The 18148-nt window shown below is 62.9% G+C and carries 15 protein-coding genes; 8 read left to right on the forward strand and 7 right to left on the reverse strand.

Annotated elements, in window-relative coordinates:
- A complete protein-coding gene (locus AC2ETI_RS02270) occupies positions 1-267 on the forward strand; it encodes a hypothetical protein (RefSeq protein WP_007732799.1) in 267 nt (88 codons plus the stop codon).
- A gap of 2 nt (positions 268-269) precedes the next feature.
- On the opposite strand, the gene AC2ETI_RS02275 is transcribed toward AC2ETI_RS02270, so the two are convergent.
- Positions 270-1493: an aminotransferase family protein gene (locus AC2ETI_RS02275; protein WP_020907543.1), complete on the reverse strand. Its 1224-nt coding sequence runs from the start codon at positions 1491-1493 to the stop codon at positions 270-272.
- Positions 1494-1625: 132 nt separating this feature from the next.
- Between AC2ETI_RS02275 and AC2ETI_RS02280 the strand changes: the two genes are divergently transcribed.
- Positions 1626-1943: a DUF2322 family protein gene (locus AC2ETI_RS02280; protein WP_483633503.1), complete on the forward strand. Its 318-nt coding sequence runs from the start codon at positions 1626-1628 to the stop codon at positions 1941-1943.
- Here AC2ETI_RS02280 and AC2ETI_RS02285 read toward each other — a convergent pair.
- A complete protein-coding gene (locus AC2ETI_RS02285) occupies positions 1914-2591 on the reverse strand; it encodes a Pr6Pr family membrane protein (protein WP_070797210.1) in 678 nt (225 codons plus the stop codon). The genes AC2ETI_RS02280 and AC2ETI_RS02285 overlap by 30 nt on opposite strands.
- A gap of 53 nt (positions 2592-2644) precedes the next feature.
- Here AC2ETI_RS02285 and hrpA point away from each other — a divergent pair, with 53 nt between their 5' ends.
- Complete coding sequence (hrpA, locus tag AC2ETI_RS02290) at positions 2645-6550, forward strand: ATP-dependent RNA helicase HrpA (protein ID WP_019748218.1); 3906 nt, start codon at positions 2645-2647, stop codon at positions 6548-6550.
- Between the two features lie 286 nt (positions 6551-6836).
- Here the strand turns inward: hrpA and nrdR are convergent, their stop codons facing one another.
- On the reverse strand, positions 6837-7334 hold the full coding sequence (gene nrdR / locus AC2ETI_RS02295) for a transcriptional regulator NrdR (protein ID WP_020907539.1): 498 nt from the start codon (positions 7332-7334) through the stop codon (positions 6837-6839).
- A 195-nt stretch (positions 7335-7529) separates the two neighbouring features.
- Positions 7530-8270 carry a LysM peptidoglycan-binding domain-containing protein gene (locus AC2ETI_RS02300; RefSeq protein ID WP_047889278.1) on the reverse strand — a complete coding sequence of 247 codons (741 nt, stop codon included), beginning with the start codon at positions 8268-8270 and terminating at the stop codon, positions 7530-7532.
- 271 nt (positions 8271-8541) lie between these two features.
- Here AC2ETI_RS02300 and lexA point away from each other — a divergent pair, with 271 nt between their 5' ends.
- Positions 8542-9270, forward strand: a complete 729-nt coding sequence (gene lexA, locus AC2ETI_RS02305; RefSeq protein WP_020723648.1) for a transcriptional repressor LexA — start codon at positions 8542-8544, stop codon at positions 9268-9270.
- A gap of 91 nt (positions 9271-9361) precedes the next feature.
- On the opposite strand, the gene AC2ETI_RS02310 is transcribed toward lexA, so the two are convergent.
- The 3 genes from AC2ETI_RS02310 to AC2ETI_RS02320 all read right to left on the reverse strand — a co-directional run bounded on the left by AC2ETI_RS02310 (position 9362) and on the right by AC2ETI_RS02320 (position 13735).
- On the reverse strand, positions 9362-10504 hold the full coding sequence (locus AC2ETI_RS02310; protein ID WP_019748214.1) for an acyl-CoA dehydrogenase family protein: 1143 nt from the start codon (positions 10502-10504) through the stop codon (positions 9362-9364).
- A 201-nt stretch (positions 10505-10705) separates the two neighbouring features.
- Positions 10706-11986, reverse strand: a complete 1281-nt coding sequence (locus tag AC2ETI_RS02315; RefSeq protein ID WP_065352932.1) for a uracil-xanthine permease family protein — start codon at positions 11984-11986, stop codon at positions 10706-10708.
- A 75-nt stretch (positions 11987-12061) separates the two neighbouring features.
- Positions 12062-13735, reverse strand: coding sequence for a putative PEP-binding protein (locus AC2ETI_RS02320; protein ID WP_483633504.1), 1674 nt, complete (start codon positions 13733-13735; stop codon positions 12062-12064).
- A gap of 191 nt (positions 13736-13926) precedes the next feature.
- Here AC2ETI_RS02320 and AC2ETI_RS02325 point away from each other — a divergent pair, with 191 nt between their 5' ends.
- The 4 genes from AC2ETI_RS02325 to AC2ETI_RS02340 all read left to right on the forward strand — a co-directional run bounded on the left by AC2ETI_RS02325 (position 13927) and on the right by AC2ETI_RS02340 (position 18123).
- Positions 13927-14694 carry a DeoR/GlpR family DNA-binding transcription regulator gene (locus AC2ETI_RS02325; protein WP_020969481.1) on the forward strand — a complete coding sequence of 256 codons (768 nt, stop codon included), beginning with the start codon at positions 13927-13929 and terminating at the stop codon, positions 14692-14694.
- A complete protein-coding gene (gene pfkB / locus AC2ETI_RS02330) occupies positions 14691-15686 on the forward strand; it encodes a 1-phosphofructokinase (protein WP_483633505.1) in 996 nt (331 codons plus the stop codon). Before AC2ETI_RS02325 ends, pfkB begins: the two co-directional genes overlap by 4 nt.
- Before the next feature lie 18 nt (positions 15687-15704).
- The gene (locus AC2ETI_RS02335) at positions 15705-17768 is read left to right on the forward strand and encodes a PTS fructose transporter subunit IIABC (protein ID WP_483633506.1); all 2064 of its coding nucleotides are present in this window, start codon (positions 15705-15707) and stop codon (positions 17766-17768) included.
- A 97-nt stretch (positions 17769-17865) separates the two neighbouring features.
- Positions 17866-18123, forward strand: a complete 258-nt coding sequence (locus AC2ETI_RS02340) for an HPr family phosphocarrier protein (RefSeq protein WP_003942144.1) — start codon at positions 17866-17868, stop codon at positions 18121-18123.
- The last annotated feature ends 25 nt before the right edge of the window (positions 18124-18148 follow it).

An 18148-nucleotide genomic window follows, 5' to 3' on the forward strand; every position in this document is an offset into this window, starting at 1 on the left:
ATGAAACTCCCTACTCCTCTGCGCGCCTCGCACGTTTGGAAACTGGTCGGCCTCGCCGGTGCAATGGGCGTTGCCGCCACCGGGGTTCTCGTTGCGCGCGGCGAACGCCAGCGTCGGGCCTACTCTCCGGACGAAATTCGCTCGGTACTGCACGAGCGGTACACCCAGGCCTACGCCAAGCAGTCGGAACAAGAGGTTCTGGAACTCGAACCTGCACCCAACGCTGTGCGGCGCCGAATCGAGAAACTCTTCCGGCGCCGCAACTGAACTCATCCGAGAGCTGCGAGGATCCCTGCTGCCATCTCCGCGACCTGATCGTCGGTCATGACGAACGTCGGCGAAATCTGCATCGCACCCTGACCCGCCGCGCGACCCGAAATACCGTGCTCACGCAACGTCTTCACGAACGGCAACGCCTCCGCCGGATCAGCCAACTGCACCGCAGCGACCGCACCCAGTCCACTACGAACCTCCGCCACCCGCGGATGCTCGGCCAACGGCTGCAGATGCGTATGCAACGACGCCTCCAGACGCTTCGACTCCCCAAGCAAATTCTCACGCTCGAGAATGTCGAGGTTCGCCATCGCCGCCGCAGCAGCACCGGCATGCCCGCCATACGTGTAACCATGACGCCACCACGAACCCGCATAGAACGGCTCCGCCACCCGCGGCGCGATGAACACCGCACCCATCGGAACGTAACCGGACGTCAAACCCTTTGCCGTGGTCATCATGTCGGGCTGCAAATCGAAACGAGTAGACGCGAACCACTCGCCGCCGATACGACCGAAACCGGTCACGACCTCGTCGACGACAAACAAAATGTCGTGCTCGCGGCAGATGTCGCGCACCTCGGCCAGGTACCCCTCCGGCGGAAGATACACCCCACCGGCACCGATGATCGGCTCCGCGAAGAACGCGGCGATCTTGTTCGCACCGATCCTCTCGATCAACTCGAGCAGACTCTTCGCATCATCCCAGCCGACCGTGGCCGCATCCGCCATCAGCTCGCCGTAACCCTCACGGTTCACCGGAATACCCGCCAGAGCCGTTCCCGCAACATGCATTCCGTGGTACGCCTTCTGACGACCGACGATGATCGCCTTCTCCGGCTGCCCCACCTCGTGCCAGTACCGGCGAGCGAGCTTCGCCGCAGTGTCCACCGAATCCGAACCACCCGAAGTGAAGAAGATCTTGCTCCCGGCAACCGGCGCGATCGTCGCCAACCGCTCCGCCAACACCTGCGTGGTCTCGGGAACAAAATCACCGAAATTCGAGAAATGAGCGATCTTCGACAACTGAGCCGCCACCGCATCCGCGATCTCCGTGCGCCCGTGCCCGACATTGGTGAACCACAGGCCCGCCGTCGCATCCAGATACCGAGTGCCCTCGCGGTCCCAGATGTACGCGCCCTCACCGCGAGAGACGACAAACGCGCCGTTCTTCTCCACAGCGCCCATGTCCGCGAACCCGTGCCACAATGCCGAAGCCATCATTGTCCCCTTCGAATACAAACGATGCTGGTGTGCAAACGATGTGCTGCGACTATATCGACACCGGGAATCGGCGGACGACGGCGCTCGCCGGGCACCGGCATTTCCGGGTACACACGTAATCTGTCGACCATGACTTTTGCCGACAATCTCGCCGCACTGCCCACCATCGATCATCTGGCCGCCATCGAGGTACTCGACGCCGACGGAACCGTCATCGACACCGTCGAGAACAAGCCCGGAAAGTCCGGCTCGGTCAAGGTGTACAACCATCTCGCTCAGGTCTACGGCGCGCTCACACCCGAAGCCGCCTCGGCAGGACTGACGATCTTTGCCGAACACACCAAGGACGCGCGGGCGAACCCCGGTAAGCACCCGAACGTGGACCGCCTCGAGCAGGTGCTCGCCTCCGGCAATCCACTAGGACTTCGCAGCGTTCCGTCCGCGTAGCCCGGCTCCCAGCCGTCCGACGGCATTGACCGCCAACGCCATCAGGGCCATCGCGATGCCCAGTACGACAAATCCGATGAACAGGGCCAGATAGCCCTGGTGGCGAGGATCCATGAACGGATACGGATACCAGTCGACGATCGGCCCTCGAATCAACGTGTACACCGCGTAGATCACCGGAAACAGCAGCCACTGCAGCGAGCGGATTTCGGAGATCCTGTGCCTCGAAGCGAAGAACACCCAGTCGAGGAGCATCACCAGCGGAAGAATGCGGTGGAGCGCCGAGTTGATCCACGCGTCGTTCAAATTGACGTCGATATTGGCCAGTAGAACGGCGTAGATGATTCCGGTGATCACCATGTAGAGCGTCACCGCACCGCGAACCGACTGCCATGTCCGAGACTGCGGATCCCGAAGGGCGCCGACCAGCAATACGATCACCGCAAGGATGTTGCTCTCGATGGTGAAGTAGCTCAGATAGTTCGACAACGAGAATCCGTCGGCGTTTCGAATCGGAATCCACAGCAGCGCCGTGAGTCCGTAGATCGCGAACAACAAGCGAAGTACTCGCACGGCAACAGGCGTCGACGCGACCGGTGTAACTGCCTCATTTGCGGTATTTGTCGTCACTGGTCGATATTTGCACATCAAAACGATCTGCGAGCGGTAGTTGTGAACGCGTTCGATAGGCTGTCATCAGCATGTCTACAACACCACCGGCCCCACTCTCCCCCAAGCGGAGTGACCTGAAGAGCGCGCTGGCGCAGGTCTCACTCCGCGACGAGAGTCGACTCCGTCGCAAACTCGACCGTGCCCGCACACCAGACGCTTTGGTGGCGCTGGCCGAGGAAATTGAAACGGCGCGCGCACGGTTGGCGGCACGCTCCGCCAATGTTCCCGCAGTCTCGTATCCGGAAGCTCTGCCCGTCAGTCAGCGCAAGGACGACATCGCGACCGCGATCTCGGAGAATCAGGTTGTCATCGTCGCCGGCGAGACCGGCTCGGGTAAGACAACTCAGATCCCGAAGATCTGTCTCGAACTCGGACGTGGCGTCCGCGGCCTGATCGGACATACACAGCCTCGCCGACTGGCAGCACGCACCGTTGCCGAACGTATCGCCGAAGAACTCGACACCGAACTCGGCGACGCCGTCGGATACACCGTGCGGTTCACCGACCAGGTCTCGGACCGCACCTACGTCAAGCTCATGACCGACGGCATTCTCCTCGCCGAAATTCAGCGCGACCGTATGCTCCGACGCTACGACACGCTGATCATCGACGAAGCGCACGAACGCAGCCTCAACATCGACTTCATCCTCGGTTACCTGGCTCAGCTGCTCCCCCGCCGACCCGATCTCAAGGTCATCATCACGTCGGCGACCATCGATCCCGAACGCTTCGCCAAGCACTTCGCTGTCGACGGTAAGCCCGCGCCGATCGTCGAGGTATCCGGTCGAACATTCCCCGTCGAAATGCGTTACCGGCCACTGACCGTCGAGTCCGGCGACATCACCTTCGACCGTGATCCCGTCGACGCGGTCTGCGAGGCGGTCGACGAGCTGAGCGCGGAGGGCGAAGGCGACATCTTGGTCTTCCTCTCCGGCGAACGCGAAATTCGCGACACCGCAGACGCTTTACGCGATCGGCGTCTTCGCAACACCGAAATCGTCCCGCTGTACGCGCGACTGTCTGCTGCCGAGCAACACAAAGTGTTCTCGCCGCACACCGGCCGACGCGTCGTCCTTGCCACCAACGTGGCCGAGACCTCGTTGACCGTTCCCGGCATTCGGTACGTCGTCGATCCGGGAACCGCGCGCATTTCGCGATATTCGGTGCGCACCAAGGTTCAACGATTGCCGATCGAGCCCATTTCGCAGGCGTCAGCTCGTCAACGTTCCGGGCGTTGCGGCCGCGTCGCCGAAGGAATCTGCATCCGCCTGTATTCCGAGGAGGACTTCGAGTCACGGCCGGCGTTCACCGAGCCGGAAATCCTGCGGACCAATCTCGCATCCGTCATCTTGCAGATGACGGCCCTCGGTCTGGGCGACATCGCTGCCTTCCCCTTCGTCGAACCGCCGGACCAGCGCGCCGTCAAGGACGGAATCGGACTGCTCGAAGAACTCGGCGCGATCGCGCGAGGTTCCGAGGCAAGCCACCCCGAACTGACGCCGGTCGGCCGCGAGCTGGCCCAGATTCCGGTGGATCCGCGGATGGCACGAATGCTGGTGGAAGCCAAGAACAACGGTTGCCTTCACGAAACCCTTGTCATCGTCGCGGCGTTGTCCATCCAGGACGTTCGCGAGCGGCCCGCCGAGTTCCAGCAGGCCGCCGACGAAAAGCACGCCAGGTTCAATGTCGAGAACTCCGACTTCCTGGCATACCTGAAACTGTGGGACTACTTACGCGAACAACGTAACGATCTGTCCTCCAACCAGTTTCGCAAGATGTGCCGGAACGAGTTCCTGCACTGGCTCCGCATCCGCGAATGGCAGGATTTGCACGGGCAACTCCGGCAGATCACCCGCGGCCTCGGCTGGACGGTGGGTGAGACACCCGCAAGCGAGAACGCGATCCATCAGTCACTCCTCGCCGGTTTGCTCTCACACATCGGGCTACGCGAGGGCGAGAAGCGGGACTACCTGGGCGCCAGGGGCAGCCACTTCGCGATCTTCCCCGGATCAGGACTGTTCAAGAAGCCACCACGCTGGGTCATGGCCGCCGAACTCGTGGAAACGTCGAGACTGTGGGCTCGCATGTCCGCGCGCATCGAACCCGAGTGGGCTGAAAAGCTCGCCCCGCACCTGGTGAAACGGACCTATTCCGAACCTCACTGGTCCTCCAAGCGCGGCTCGGCGATGGCATACGAGCGGGTCACTCTCTACGGAGTTCCTCTGGTGACCGGCCGCGCAGTGACGTACTCACGAATCGATCCCGAGGCCTCTCGCGATCTCTTCATCCGCCATGCGCTCGTGCAGGGCGAATGGCAGACGAACCACAAGTTCTTCCACGAGAACCGTGCACTGCTCGACAACGTCGAGGAACTCGAGAACCGCGCGCGCCGCCGCGACATCCTCGTCGACGACGAAACTCTCTACGAGTTCTACGACGAACGTATCGGCCAGGAAGCCGTATCCGCCAAGCATTTCGACCAGTGGTGGAAGACCGAGCGGCGCAAGAATCCGAGTCTGCTGACTTTCACGCCGGAAACGGTGGTCAACTCCGACGCGGCTGCAGTACTGGGCGGCGAGTACCCGGACGCCTGGCGCCAGGGCGACATGCAGTTTCCGCTCACTTACCAATTCGAGCCCGGAAAGGACGACGACGGCGTCAGCGCGCACATCCCGGTCGGCCTGCTCGCGCAACTTCAGCCGGTCGGCTTCGACTGGTTGGTCCCCGGTATGCGCGTCGATCTGGTTACTGCTCTGATCAAGACGTTGCCCAAGAACATCCGACGCGCTGTCGTACCCGCACCTGACTACGCCGCCGCAGCATTGGCAGCAGTCAAACCTCGATCCGAGCCGTTGATGACCGCAATGGCCCGCGAACTCTCGCACTTGGGCGGGATCCAGATCGACGCCAAGGACTTCGATCCCGCCGCGCTGCCCGACCATCTTCGGATGACATTTGTCGTCGAGGACGAATCGGGCACGGTTCTCGCGAAGGGTAAGGATCTGGCGCAGCTACGACGCACGCTCGCCCCGCGCGTACAGAAGGAAGTGGCCAAGGCGGCAACCGGTACCGAACGGGCAGCGGCAACCGTCTGGACATCCGAAACGCTCGGCGCACTGGAACCGACCATCACTCGCTCCATCGGCGGACAGCAGGTAACCGGGTACCCAGCACTGGTGCCGGAAAACGGCGGAGTTGCCGTTCGTGTCCTGAGTACGCCGGCTGCGCAGGCGCAGGCGATGCGGGAAGGCACTCGGGCGCTTCTTCTCGCGGCCGTTCCCACCCAGCTCAAGGCCGTGACCGCCGGCTTGTCGAACACTCAGCGTCTGGCTCTCGGCCAGAATCCGGACGGCGGCTTGGAGGCACTCGTCGAAGATTGCCGGGTGGCAGCTGCAAACGAAGTGATAGCTGCCCACGGCGGACCGGTACGCACGCCTGAGGCGTTCGACGCCCTGGTGAAGATCGCACGCTCCGAACTGGCCGGACGCGTCTCCGCGATCCTGCGCATGATTGTTCCGATCCTCGAACAAGCACACCAACTGAGCGTCGTTCTGGACCGCTCACGCGGCGAAGCAGCAGACGACGTCCGAGAACAGTTGACCTCACTGCTGTTTCCGGGATTTGTCGCCGAATTGGGCTCGGCCCGCCTACGCGATTTGCCGCGGTATCTTGCCGCAGCAAAATTCCGTCTCGAAGCTCTACCCGCAAGTGCACAACGAGATCAGCAGGCGATGGACGTCCTCGACCGGGTGTACGCAGCGTACGACCGGTTGTTGAGTTCACTTCCCGAAGAGCGTCGCACTGCTCGAGATGTCGACTCGATCAGCTGGATGATCGAAGAACTGCGCGTGAGCCTGTTTGCGCAGTCCCTCGGTACACCCACACCGATTTCCGAAAAGCGAGTCCTGAAAGCTATCGAAGCGATCAAGCGTTGACGTTCGGCGAGAATTGCGCGATCAGTAGATTGTCTGAATGTTGACGTTGGTGAGGAAACCACCAAAGGTGGCAACAGTGTTGGCGAACCCGAGGGTTACCAGGCTGTTCACGACTCCGAGAACTGCAACTAAGTTCATAACGCCTCCGTGAAGATCCGAGATGCGGACGAACGTACTTGGTCGACACTAAGCGAATAACTTGCCCGATTTGTTCGATTGTTCGCTTTGTGTTCTCAGCGTTACCTACGGCCGCTTTGTGCTCTCAGCGTTATCTAAGGCAAAGGCCTCAGTCGACGGAAACGGTCTCGGCGCCGGAAGCCTTGTCGGCAGCACGGGTCTCGGCATGTTCGCGCATGTCGGTGATCTCACGTTCGAAATCCGCGGCAGAACTGAAGGACTTGTACACCGATGCGAATCGCAGGTATGCAACCTCGTCGAGATTTCGAAGCGGATCGAGAATCGCGAGCCCTACCTCGTTGCTGGGAATTTCGGCAGAACCCGAAGCACGTACGGCATCTTCGACCTGTTGGGCCAGCAAATTCAGCGAATCGTTGTCCACTTGGCGGCCCTGGCATGCGCGACGCACTCCTTTGACCACCTTTTCTCGGCTGAACGGCTCCGTCACGCCGCTGCGCTTCACAACCGAGAGAACTGCCGTCTCAACCGTGGTGAATCGGCGGCCACACTCGGGGCACGAACGGCGCCGCCTGATCGCCTGGCCCTCGTCGGCCTCGCGCGAATCGACCACTCGGGAATCAGGGTGCCGGCAGAACGGGCAATGCATCGGGGTTCCTTCGTTGTCGCCGAAATGGCCGCAACTCAGATTCGCTACCGACTGCAAATCCTCCGACGATTTACAGAGCAGATCCACGTACTCAACGCGACCACCCGAGGTGGTGGGACTGTCAAGTGGACAGCTTACTCGCTGTGAACCGACTGCTCTCACGCTCGGTACGCCCCCGCCTGGCACGGGGTACGGTCAGCGGCCCGAGGCCGGCACGATCAGCGTTTGCCCAACGGACAGTCCGGAACTCGACATCGCATTGAGATCCATGATCTGCTCGATCACCGAGCCGACAGCCTGGCCAGGCGCAACCTTGGCAGCAATATCACTGAGGGATTCACCCGCAGCAACACGAACCACTTCGGTCGCACCGTTTGTCGCAGCGACATCACCACTCGACAAAGCGCCGATCCCCACCAACGCCAACACTGCCAGTGCAGTGAATACGGCGCCAAGGAACACTGTCTTCCAACTGACGTCCTCGGCAGCCACTTCATGTTCGACCCGTGAGACACCGACTCTGTTTCGGTGCGCGAAACTTCCTCCGTACGGGCGTGACGAATCGTGCTCGCCGTCCCACCGGCGAGGAGATTCACGCAATGAACGCGAACCTGAAACCGCGCCAACCGCCGGAACACGACGAACGACGGCCGCCTGCGGTTCGTTGTCGACATACCTGGCCACGCCCCGCATTTCGGCCGTGCCGCGCCGTTCGAACGACACACCGTCAGCGTCGGATCCACCATCGGGCCCATAGAACGAGGGGTGGTACTTCAACGCCGACGTGCCGTCGAAACCAATCGCGTCATCACCAATCGCGTCGTCACCAATCGCGTCGTCGAAAACCCTGTTGCTTCTCAGTGCTGCGTTACCCATCGTGACCTCCGCTGGTCGACACCGATCGATGTGTTCGATCATGCGTTCGATGGAACGCATGTTCGAATTTCTACCACGCCTGGCCGACAATGTCTCTACTTCAAGCGACACGAATCGAACAGATGTTTGAAACCGCGAGCAAATCCGGCTAGATTCGTGTCAGACCACACAGCGGGAATTGCGAAAGCCTCCGTGTTTGTCGACAGCTCGAATGTTGGCAGGAGGCACCGACAGGTTTCTGCGCGATTTGCACCAGGCACTTTTTCAGACACAGCTTTTTCAGACACAGCCTTTACAGACACGACTTCTTCAGACACGGAGGCAACAGGCCATGAAGGACGATCGCTCCAGCACAGCCGCGGAGGCAGGAGCTTCTGCAGTTCCGTCTCCGTCGAGCGAGACGCTCACCGAGCGTCAGCGGCGCGTTCTCGAAGTCATCCGCGATTCGGTGACGGAGCGCGGGTATCCGCCGAGCATTCGCGAGATCGGCGATGCGGTGGGGCTCACCTCCACGTCGTCGGTCGCACATCAACTGCGAACGTTGGAGCGCAAGGGCTTCCTTCGACGCGATCCCAATCGCCCTCGCGCAGTCGATGTTCGAGGTCTCGACGAGGTTGCGGCCGATACCGCCATCGCGTCGGTGTCGAAGCATTCCGGTGAGTACAACAGTGCCGACCCGCTACCGGAGCCGGCGTTCGTCCCCATCCTGGGTCGCATCGCTGCCGGCGGACCGATCCTTGCCGAGGAAGCGGTAGAGGACGTGTTCCCACTCCCCCGCGAACTCGTCGGCCAGGGTTCGCTCTTCATGCTCAAGGTTGTCGGCGAGTCGATGATCGATGCAGCGATCTGCGATGGCGACTGGGTTGTCGTCCGTCAGCAGAACGTCGCGGAGAACGGTGACATCGTGGCCGCCATGATCGACGGCGAAGCCACCGTGAAGACGTTCAAGCGTACGAAGAAGGAGGTGTGGCTGATGCCGCACAACGAACTCTTCGAGCCGATTCCCGGCAACAACGCCGTCATCCTGGGCAAGGTTGTCACCGTCATGCGGAAGATCTGAGTTCGCTCGCACCTCGATCACAAAACTCTGGGCCCCGGCATCAGCTGGGGCCCAGAGTCTTTTCGTGACGATCAGCGGTCCATCACCCGAATCAGAGATTCAGCGAACGTCCGATGATCTCCTTCATGATCTCGGTTGTGCCACCGTAGATGGTCTGCACACGAGAGTCCATGTACGCCTTTGCAACCGGGTATTCCTTCATGTAGCCGTAGCCTCCGTGCAGCTGGAGGCAGCGGTCGATGAGCTTGACCTGAGCTTCGGTGGTCCACCACTTCGCCATCGCAGCTTCCTGCACGGTCAGCTTCTCGGCATTGAGCTGCTCGATGAACTTGTCCACCAGGATGCGCACTGCCGTGGTCTCCGTTGCCAATTCGGCCAGTACGAATCGGGTGTTCTGGAAGCTGCCGATCGACTTGCCGAATGCCTTGCGGTCGCGGCAGTACTGGATCGTGCTCTCGAGAACCGATTCCATTGCGGCAGCGGCAACGACGGCGATCGAGAGTCGTTCCTGGGGAAGGTTCTTCATCAAGTAGAAGAAGCCCATTCCCTCTTCGCCCAGCAGGTTGGCAGCGGGAACGCGTACGTCGGTGAAGCTGAGTTCGGCGGTGTCCTGAGCCTTCATGCCGATCTTGTCGAGGTTGCGTCCACGCTCGAAGCCAGGCATGTCCCGCTCGACCACGAGAAGGCTGAAGCCCTGAGCACCCTTGTCCGGGTCGGTGCACGCGACAACGATGATGATGTCGGCGTTGATTCCGTTGGTGATGAAGGTCTTCGAACCGTTGAGGACCCAGTGATCCCCGTCGCGAACCGCTTTCGTCTTGATGCCCTGCAAGTCGCTACCGGTACCCGGTTCGGTCATCGCGATCGCCGAGATCAGCTCACCCGACGCGAATCCGGGTAGCCAACGCTGCTTCTGCTCCTCGTTGCTCAACTCCAGGAGGTACGGTGCCACGACGTCGTTGTGCAGCGTGAAGCCGATACCGCTGAACCCACCCTTGGTGGTTTCCTCGGTGATGATCGCGTTGTAGCGGAAATCCTTGACACCGCCGCCGCCGAATTCCTCAGGGACCGCAGTTCCCAGGAAGCCCTGCTTTCCGGCCTCGACCCAGACGTCACGATCGACGATGTTCTGCTCTTCCCACTTCTCGTGGTTCGGTGCCACGTGCTGTGCCAAGAACTTCTGGTACGACTCCCGGAAGAGTTCATGTTCCGGTTCGAACAGGGTGCGCTCCACGCCGACTCCTTGCAATTCGATATATGGCACTTCAGTGATGTACCCGCTGGGGATGTACCCGCTGGGTGATGTACCCACTGGGATGTTTTCGCTGAGACTGGGCACGCCGAAGTGCGCGGGCCCACGTCACTGCCTCCGACGGTAGAACCTGTTGCGATACCCGTCGATGACCCGAACGATCACGATTCGTGACTGTAGCGGTTATCTGTTACTCGAAGTACGGAATCTGGCGAGATATCGCATGATCGGGTACGCGACGAGGATGCCGATCGATCCCCAGGCGATGCCGCCCAACTCGACCGAACCGATGGTCAGCGTCAAGTTCCCGATGCCGGCGACCAACGCCGCCGCAGCGACCGTCAGGTTGACCGGATCGGTGAAGTCGACCTTCGCTTCCATCCAGATGCGCACACCGAGAATGCCGATGAGGCCGTAGAGAACCATCGTTGCGCCGCCGATGACGCCGTTCGGCACCGTGAAGACCAGTGCGCCGAATTTGGGCGAAAATGCCAGGATCACGGCGGTAGCGGCGGCTACCCAGTACGCGGCGGTCGAGTACACACGCGTCGCTGCCATGACACCGATGTTCTCGGCATACGTGGTGGTTCCGGATCCGCCACCGGCGCCCGCCAAGGTAGTGGCGAGACCGTCGGCAAACAGTGCATTGCCGGCCAGATCGTCGAGGGACTTACCAGTCATGGCGGACACCGCTTTGACATGTCCGACGTTTTCGGCGACCAGAACGATCACCACGGGGAGCGCGAGCACGATCACCGACCAGTCGAACGAAGGTCCGTGCAGACTCGGCAGCCCGAACCAGTCCGCTTCGCGCAGAGCGGACACTCGTTCACTGTCGAGTCCGCCGATGACCGCGGCGAAGACCCAGCCGATCACGACGCCGACCAGAATGCCCAGCCGGCCGAGCAGCCCGGGACCGACGACCGTGACCAGCAGGATCGAAACGAGCGTCACCGTGGCGATCAGCGGCTGCGATTCGAAGGAGCCGACCGCCGTCGGAGCGAGGTTGAGACCGATCAGCGCGACGACAGCGCCCGTCACCACCGGCGGCATGACGGCGTCGATGACTCGGCTGCCGATCAGACGTACGGCGACGCCGATCAACATCAACACGATGCCGACGGCCATGACGGCACCGAGTTGCGCGGCCGGGCCCGATCCTGCCGACGCTGTCAGCGGGGCGATGAACGCGAAGGACGAACCGAGATAGCTGGGGATCCGGCCCCGGGTGATGAGCAGGAACAGCGCGGTGCCGATACCCGAAAACAGCAGCGTCGTCGTGACGGGGAAGCCGGTGATGGTCGGAACGAGCAGTGTCGCTCCGAACATCGCGATGACGTGTTGCATCCCGATTCCGATGGTGCGCGGCCAACTCAGTCGTTCGTCCGGCGCCACGACGGCTCCGTCGGCGATCCGCTTGCCGTCTCCGTGGACAGTCCAGCCGATTCCGCCGGCCCCGGTCATTGTTTCTCGTTCGATCACAGGTCGAAATACTAGAGGTCAGGCGCTCGGTCTCCGACCGAGACCAACGAAACCAGCTCAGCTGATTGCGTCAGCCGCCGCTTTGCGCGCTGCCACCGGATCACCGGTTGCCAGCACCGCCGCCGCAGCCGCCTCACATTGCGCCATGGTGACGGACCCGACCTTCGCTCCCACACCCGCGACCGACGCCGCAGCGCACGACAGCGAGGACACTCCGAGTCCGGCCAGAACACACGCCAACAGTGGATCGGCGGCCGCCTCACCGCAGACGCCGACGCGCTTGCCTGCCGCCTGACCGGCCTGGGCCGTACGTGCGACAAGGGCGAGCACCGCGGGCTGCCATGGATCGGTCAGATCGGCGAGTTCGGAGGACATCCGATCAGCGGCCATCGTGTACTGAGCGAGGTCGTTGGTACCGATCGAGAGGAATTCGACGTGTTCGAGAATCTGGTCGGCCAACAGCGCCGCCGCCGGGATCTCCACCATCACACCGGGAACAAGATCGCGTGCCCGCACCGCATCGGCAAAACGTTTCGCCTCGGCCGGGGTGGCGATCATCGGTGCCATCACCCACGGCGACGAGTTGGTCGACGCCGCAGCTGATGCGATCGCGTCTAGCTGGCGGTCGAGAATTCCCATGTCCTGCCAGGCGATTCGGACCCCACGAACGCCGAGTGCCGGATTCGCTTCCTCTTGATGGTTGGCGAATTTGAGCGGCTTGTCCGAACCCGCGTCCAACGTGCGAATGATGACCTTCTTTCCTGCGAAGGCCTCGAGAACCTCGGCGTAGATCGCCGCCTGCTCGTCTACGGTCGGTTCGGTCTCACGGCCGAGGAAGCAGAGTTCGGTCCGGAAGAGCCCGATGCCCCCCGCAGCAGTCGACGCCGCGGCGCGAGCGCCCGCGCCGTCTTGAACGTTGGCGAGAACGTCTACCGGCCGGCCGTCCGCCGTCTGGCCCGGTCCGGTCCAGGTGCTGACGCGTTCGCGATCGATCCGGGATTGTTCGACCAGTTCACGCGCGTGCCCGGGATCCGGCTCCGCGATCACGTCGCCGGTTGTTCCGTCGATCAGAATCGGTATTCCTGCCGAGATGGATTCCAATTCCTTCGCGGCGACGATGCACGGGATGCCCAACTGCCGCGCGATGATTGCCGTGTGGCTGGTCGGGCCGCCGTAGATGGTCACGAGTCCGATGATCTTGGATGCATCGAGGCCCGCGGTGTCTGCAGGAGCCAGATCGTCCGCGCACAGCACCGACGGTGTCTCGGGCATCGGAACTCCAGGTTCGGGTAATCCGGAGAGTTCGGCGATCACGCGGTCCCGGATGTCCTCGAGGTCGGTGACGCGCTCGGCCATCAAACCGCCGACCTTGGTGAACAGCACCACGAACTGCTCCGTCGCCGCGATCGCAGCCTGCACCGGGGGCACTCCGCCGGCGATCGACTTCTTGGCCGCCCCGATCCAGCCACGATCAGCTGCCATCGCCGCGTTGGCCTGCAAGACCTCTGCGGCCGCGCCGGTAGCTTCGGCGGCCCGTCCGAGAAGGCGGTTCTCGACAGCCTTCGCCGCTGCGACGAAGGCGTCCACGGCGGCCTCTCGATCGGCCTCGTCGAGTGCCGGCGCATCGGTGACGAGTTCTGGTCGGCTGGACGGCCAGATCGCCGGGCCGTAGGCGATTCCAGGCACCACGGGGGTGCCGTGCACGGTGATTCGGTTGAGCTGTTCGGTCATCTGTCCTCCTTGAGCGATGGGCCCGGTGTCACACCGGATCACCTCGAGCGCGTAAAGCCCTCACCTTCGTTGTGACGAAGATTACTCCCAAGTCTTGACATGTCAACACACTCGGGCGTAAAACAACATAAAGCAACATTCACTGTGATCCACAACGCACCGTCGGATCACACTTCGGAATCGGAGAGCACGTGTACGCGGAAGAACGCCAACAAGCGATCGGCACCATGGTGTCGCAGCGCGGACGCATGTCCGTGGCGGCTCTGTCGGAGACCTTCGGTGTGACCACCGAGACCGTGCGTCGCGATCTGGCCTTCCTCGAGCGGATCGGACAGATCAGGCGTGTACACGGCGGCGCCGTTCCCACCGGATCCCTCCACGTCACCGAACCGGGCATGGCGGAACGCGATCAGACCCGCGCGCAACAGAAGGACCGGATCGCCCGCTGCGCGGTCACCTACCTCCCTCCCACCGGCGGCAGCGTGATCTTCGACGCGGGCACGACCACGGGCCGCATGATCCCCGAACTGCCGACTGAGAACGACTTCACAGCCGTCACCAATTCCGTCCCGATCGGCGCACGCCTGGCATCGATGAACTCGATTTCCCTGATACTGCTCGGCGGTCGAGTACGCGGGGTGACTCAAGCCGTGGTCGGCGAGGACGCCCTACGCCTGCTGAGCACGTTGCGAGTCGACGTCGCCTTCATCGGAACGAACGCGATCAGCGTCGGGCACGGACTCTCCACTCCGGACAGCGAAGAGGCCGCCGTCAAACGAGCAATGGTCAAAGCCGCCAATCACGTTGTGGTGGTGGCCGATTCCACCAAAGTCGGCCGCGAGCACTTGATCAGCTTCGCCCCGCTCGACAGCATCGACGTCCTCATCACCGACGAAGAGATCAGTCCCACAGACACATCCGAGTTCCACGACCACGGAATCGAGGTGGTGATCGCATGATCGTCACACTGACAGCCAACCCGAGTATCGATCGGACCGTGCAACTCGAGCAACGGCTCGAACGAGGCTCCGTCCTACGCGCCCACTCCACTCGCAGCGACCCCGGCGGCAAGGGGGTCAACGTCGCGCGTGTTCTCGCCGCAGCCGACCTCGACGTTCTCGCGGTACTGCCGGGAAACGATGGTGACCCTCTGCTCTCGGCGCTGGCAGCCGGTGGGATTCCCCACATCGGTGTCGCCACAACGGGTCTGGCTCGCACCAACATCACCATTGCGGAACCGGACGGGACAACGACGAAGATCAACGAACCCGGCGCAACGCTGTCCGGTTCGACGCTCGACGCCCTGGCACAGGAGTTGATTGTCCGCGCCGATACCGCACTGTGGTTCGCGCTGTCCGGCTCACTGCCCCCCGGCGTTCCGCTCGGGTGGTACGGCGAACTCGTCGCGGCACTGCGCGATCACCCGTGCAAGGTGGCGGTCGACACCTCGGACGCCCCGCTGACGGCACTCGCCGAAGCGTTCCCCGACTCGGCACCCGACCTGCTCAAACCCAACGGCGAGGAACTCGCACAACTGACCGGCGTCGACGGCCACGTCCTCGAACGTGCTGCCGAGAACGGTGATCCCGGGCCTGCGATCACGGCGGCGCAGCGATTGGTCGACCGCGGCGTCGGCAGTGTGCTCGCCACGCTCGGCGCAGCAGGTGCTGTCCTCGTCACCGCCGACGGCGCGTGGATCGCCACCGCTCCCCCGATTGTCGCAGTCAGTACCGTCGGCGCAGGCGATTCGTCGCTGGCCGGCTACATCCTCGCCGAAGCGGGAGGCGGCTCGGAATCCGAGCGGTTACGTCACGCGGTCGCCTACGGAAGCGCCGCTGCCTCCCTTCCCGGCACAACTCTTCCCACGCCCGAACAGATCGATCTGGCAGCGGTTTCGGTATCTGCAGCCGATGCCTCCTCTCCCATCCCCGTCCCCACCGAACTCGCCTGACGCCCTAAGGAACCTGACATGTCCGATACCAACGCAGCCGGCGGTTCCGGCCCCGAGATCATCAGTCCCGAACTGATCTCACTCGACACCGACCTGGGTACGACCAAGGAAGATGTCATTCGTTCTCTCGCAGCGCGATTGACTGCAGCGGGACGGGCGAGCGACGCCGCGGGGCTGGTCGCTGCCGCACTCGCTCGCGAAGCGCAGTCCGCGACCGGACTGCCGGGCGGAATCGCCATTCCCCACTGCCGCGCCGAGGCCGTCTCGTCCGCGTCCCTGGGATTTGCTCGACTGGATCCGAAGGTCGATTTCGGGGCACCCGACGGCCCCGCCGATCTGGTGTTCCTGATCGCGGCACCCGAAGGCGCCGGAGCCGAGCACATGAAGCTGCTCTCGTCCTTGGCCCGAGCGCTCGTCCGACCCGCGTTTGTCACGTCGCTTCGTGAGGCGTCGACGCCGGACGAGATCGTGCGACTGGTCGACGAGGTACTCAATCCCGCGCCGAAGGATGCTCCAGCAAAGGCTGCGGCAGCCACACCCACTCCTCCTGTTTCCACTGGGAAACACTACACCGAGGAGGCTCCAACGCCCGCGGAGCGTCACATCGTCGCGGTCACCGCGTGCCCGACCGGAATCGCTCATACCTACATGGCTGCGGACTCACTCGTCGCCGCGGGTGAACGCGCCGGGGTCAAGGTTCACGTCGAAACGCAGGGCTCGAGCGGAAGCACCCCCCTTGACCCTTCGGTCATCGCCGGAGCCGCCGCGGTCATCTTCGCCACCGACGTCGGAGTGAAGGGCCGCGAACGGTTCGCCGGCAAACCCGTTGTCGCTTCCGGTGTGAAGCGGGCGATCAACGAGCCGGACAAGATGCTTGCAGAAGCGTTGCGCGCCTCCGAGAATCCCGCCGCCGCCACCGTGGACGGCACCGCCGCCGCGGCCGCGGATTCCGATGCCGGTTCCGTAGGGTTCGGCACCCACCTCCGTCAGGTCCTCCTGACCGGTGTCAGCTACATGATCCCGTTCGTCGCGGCCGGCGGTCTGCTGATCGCACTCGGCTTCCTGCTCGGCGGATACGAGATCTCCGGTCCTGCCAAGGACATCGTTCTCAACAACTCGATCACCAACCTTCCCGACGGTGGTCTGGCCACCTATCTCGGCGCAGTGCTGTTCCAGATCGGTTCGTTGGCATTCAGCTTCCTGGTGCCCGCGTTGGCCGGCTACATCGCCTTCGCTATCGCCGACCGGCCTGGCATCGCTCCCGGCTTCACAGCCGGCGCGGTCGCCGTGTTTGTCGGTGCCGGATTCATCGGCGGCCTGGTCGGTGGTCTCATCGCCGGCGTCGTCGCGCTCTACATCGGCCGGATCGCCGTCCCGCAGTGGCTGCGGGGCCTGATGCCGGTGGTGATCATTCCGCTGTTCGCGACGCTGGTTGTCGGAGCACTGATGTTCATCGTCCTCGGTCGTCCGCTCGCCGCGATCACCTCCGGTCTCACCGACTGGCTCAACGGACTGTCCGGCAGCTCGGCCATCTTCCTCGGCATCATTCTCGGCCTGATGATGTGCTTCGACCTCGGCGGACCGGTCAACAAGGCGGCTTACGCCTTCGCTGTAGCCGGACTCAACGTCAACGACCCGGCCACTTTGCGCATCATGGCGGCAGTCATGGCTGCCGGTATGGTTCCGCCGCTGGCCATGGCACTTGCCTCGACGGTGCTGCGTCCCAAGCTCTTCAGCGAAGCCGAACGTGAGAACGGAAAGGCTGCCTGGTTGCTGGGCTCGGCATTCATCTCCGAGGGCGCGATTCCGTTCGCCGCTGCCGACCCGCTTCGCGTGATCCCCTCGATGATGGCGGGCGGTGCCGTCACCGGTGCGCTGATCATGGCTTTCGACGTCACTCTCAGCGCCCCGCACGGCGGGATCTTCGTCTTCTTCGCAGTCGGCGGAATCGGCTGGTTCCTGGTCTCGCTCGCCGCGGGAACCGTGGTAGCTGCGCTCGCCGTCGTCGGAGCCAAGGAGTTCTTCCGCAAGGGGCCGTCCGATGCCGAACTCGACCCCGAAATCGTGCCCGCTGCGGCATGATCGACAGCAAGCAACGCTGCAGTCACCACTGTTGTCACCAAATCCGCCCAAAGACCCCACAACGTCCGCACCGATAGATTCACAACGAGGAGATCCCATGCCCAGCAAGACAGTTGCCGTCGGTTCCGCAGTCGGCCTCCACGCCCGCCCCGCCGCTCTCATCGCCGAAGCAGTCGGAGCCTCCGGCGCCACGGTCACCCTCGCAGTCGCCGACGGCGAACCGGTGGATGCAGGTTCGGCACTGATGATCATGACGCTCGGAGCCGCCAAGGACACCGAAGTCACCATCGAGTCCGACGACGCCGACGCACTCGCCAAGGTCGCCGAACTGGTAGCCGCTGATCTCGACGCCTGACCTGATGTCAGTCGGTGCTGTGTAG

It is taken from the genome of Rhodococcus sp. MurmanLake-1 (genome assembly GCF_056945715.1).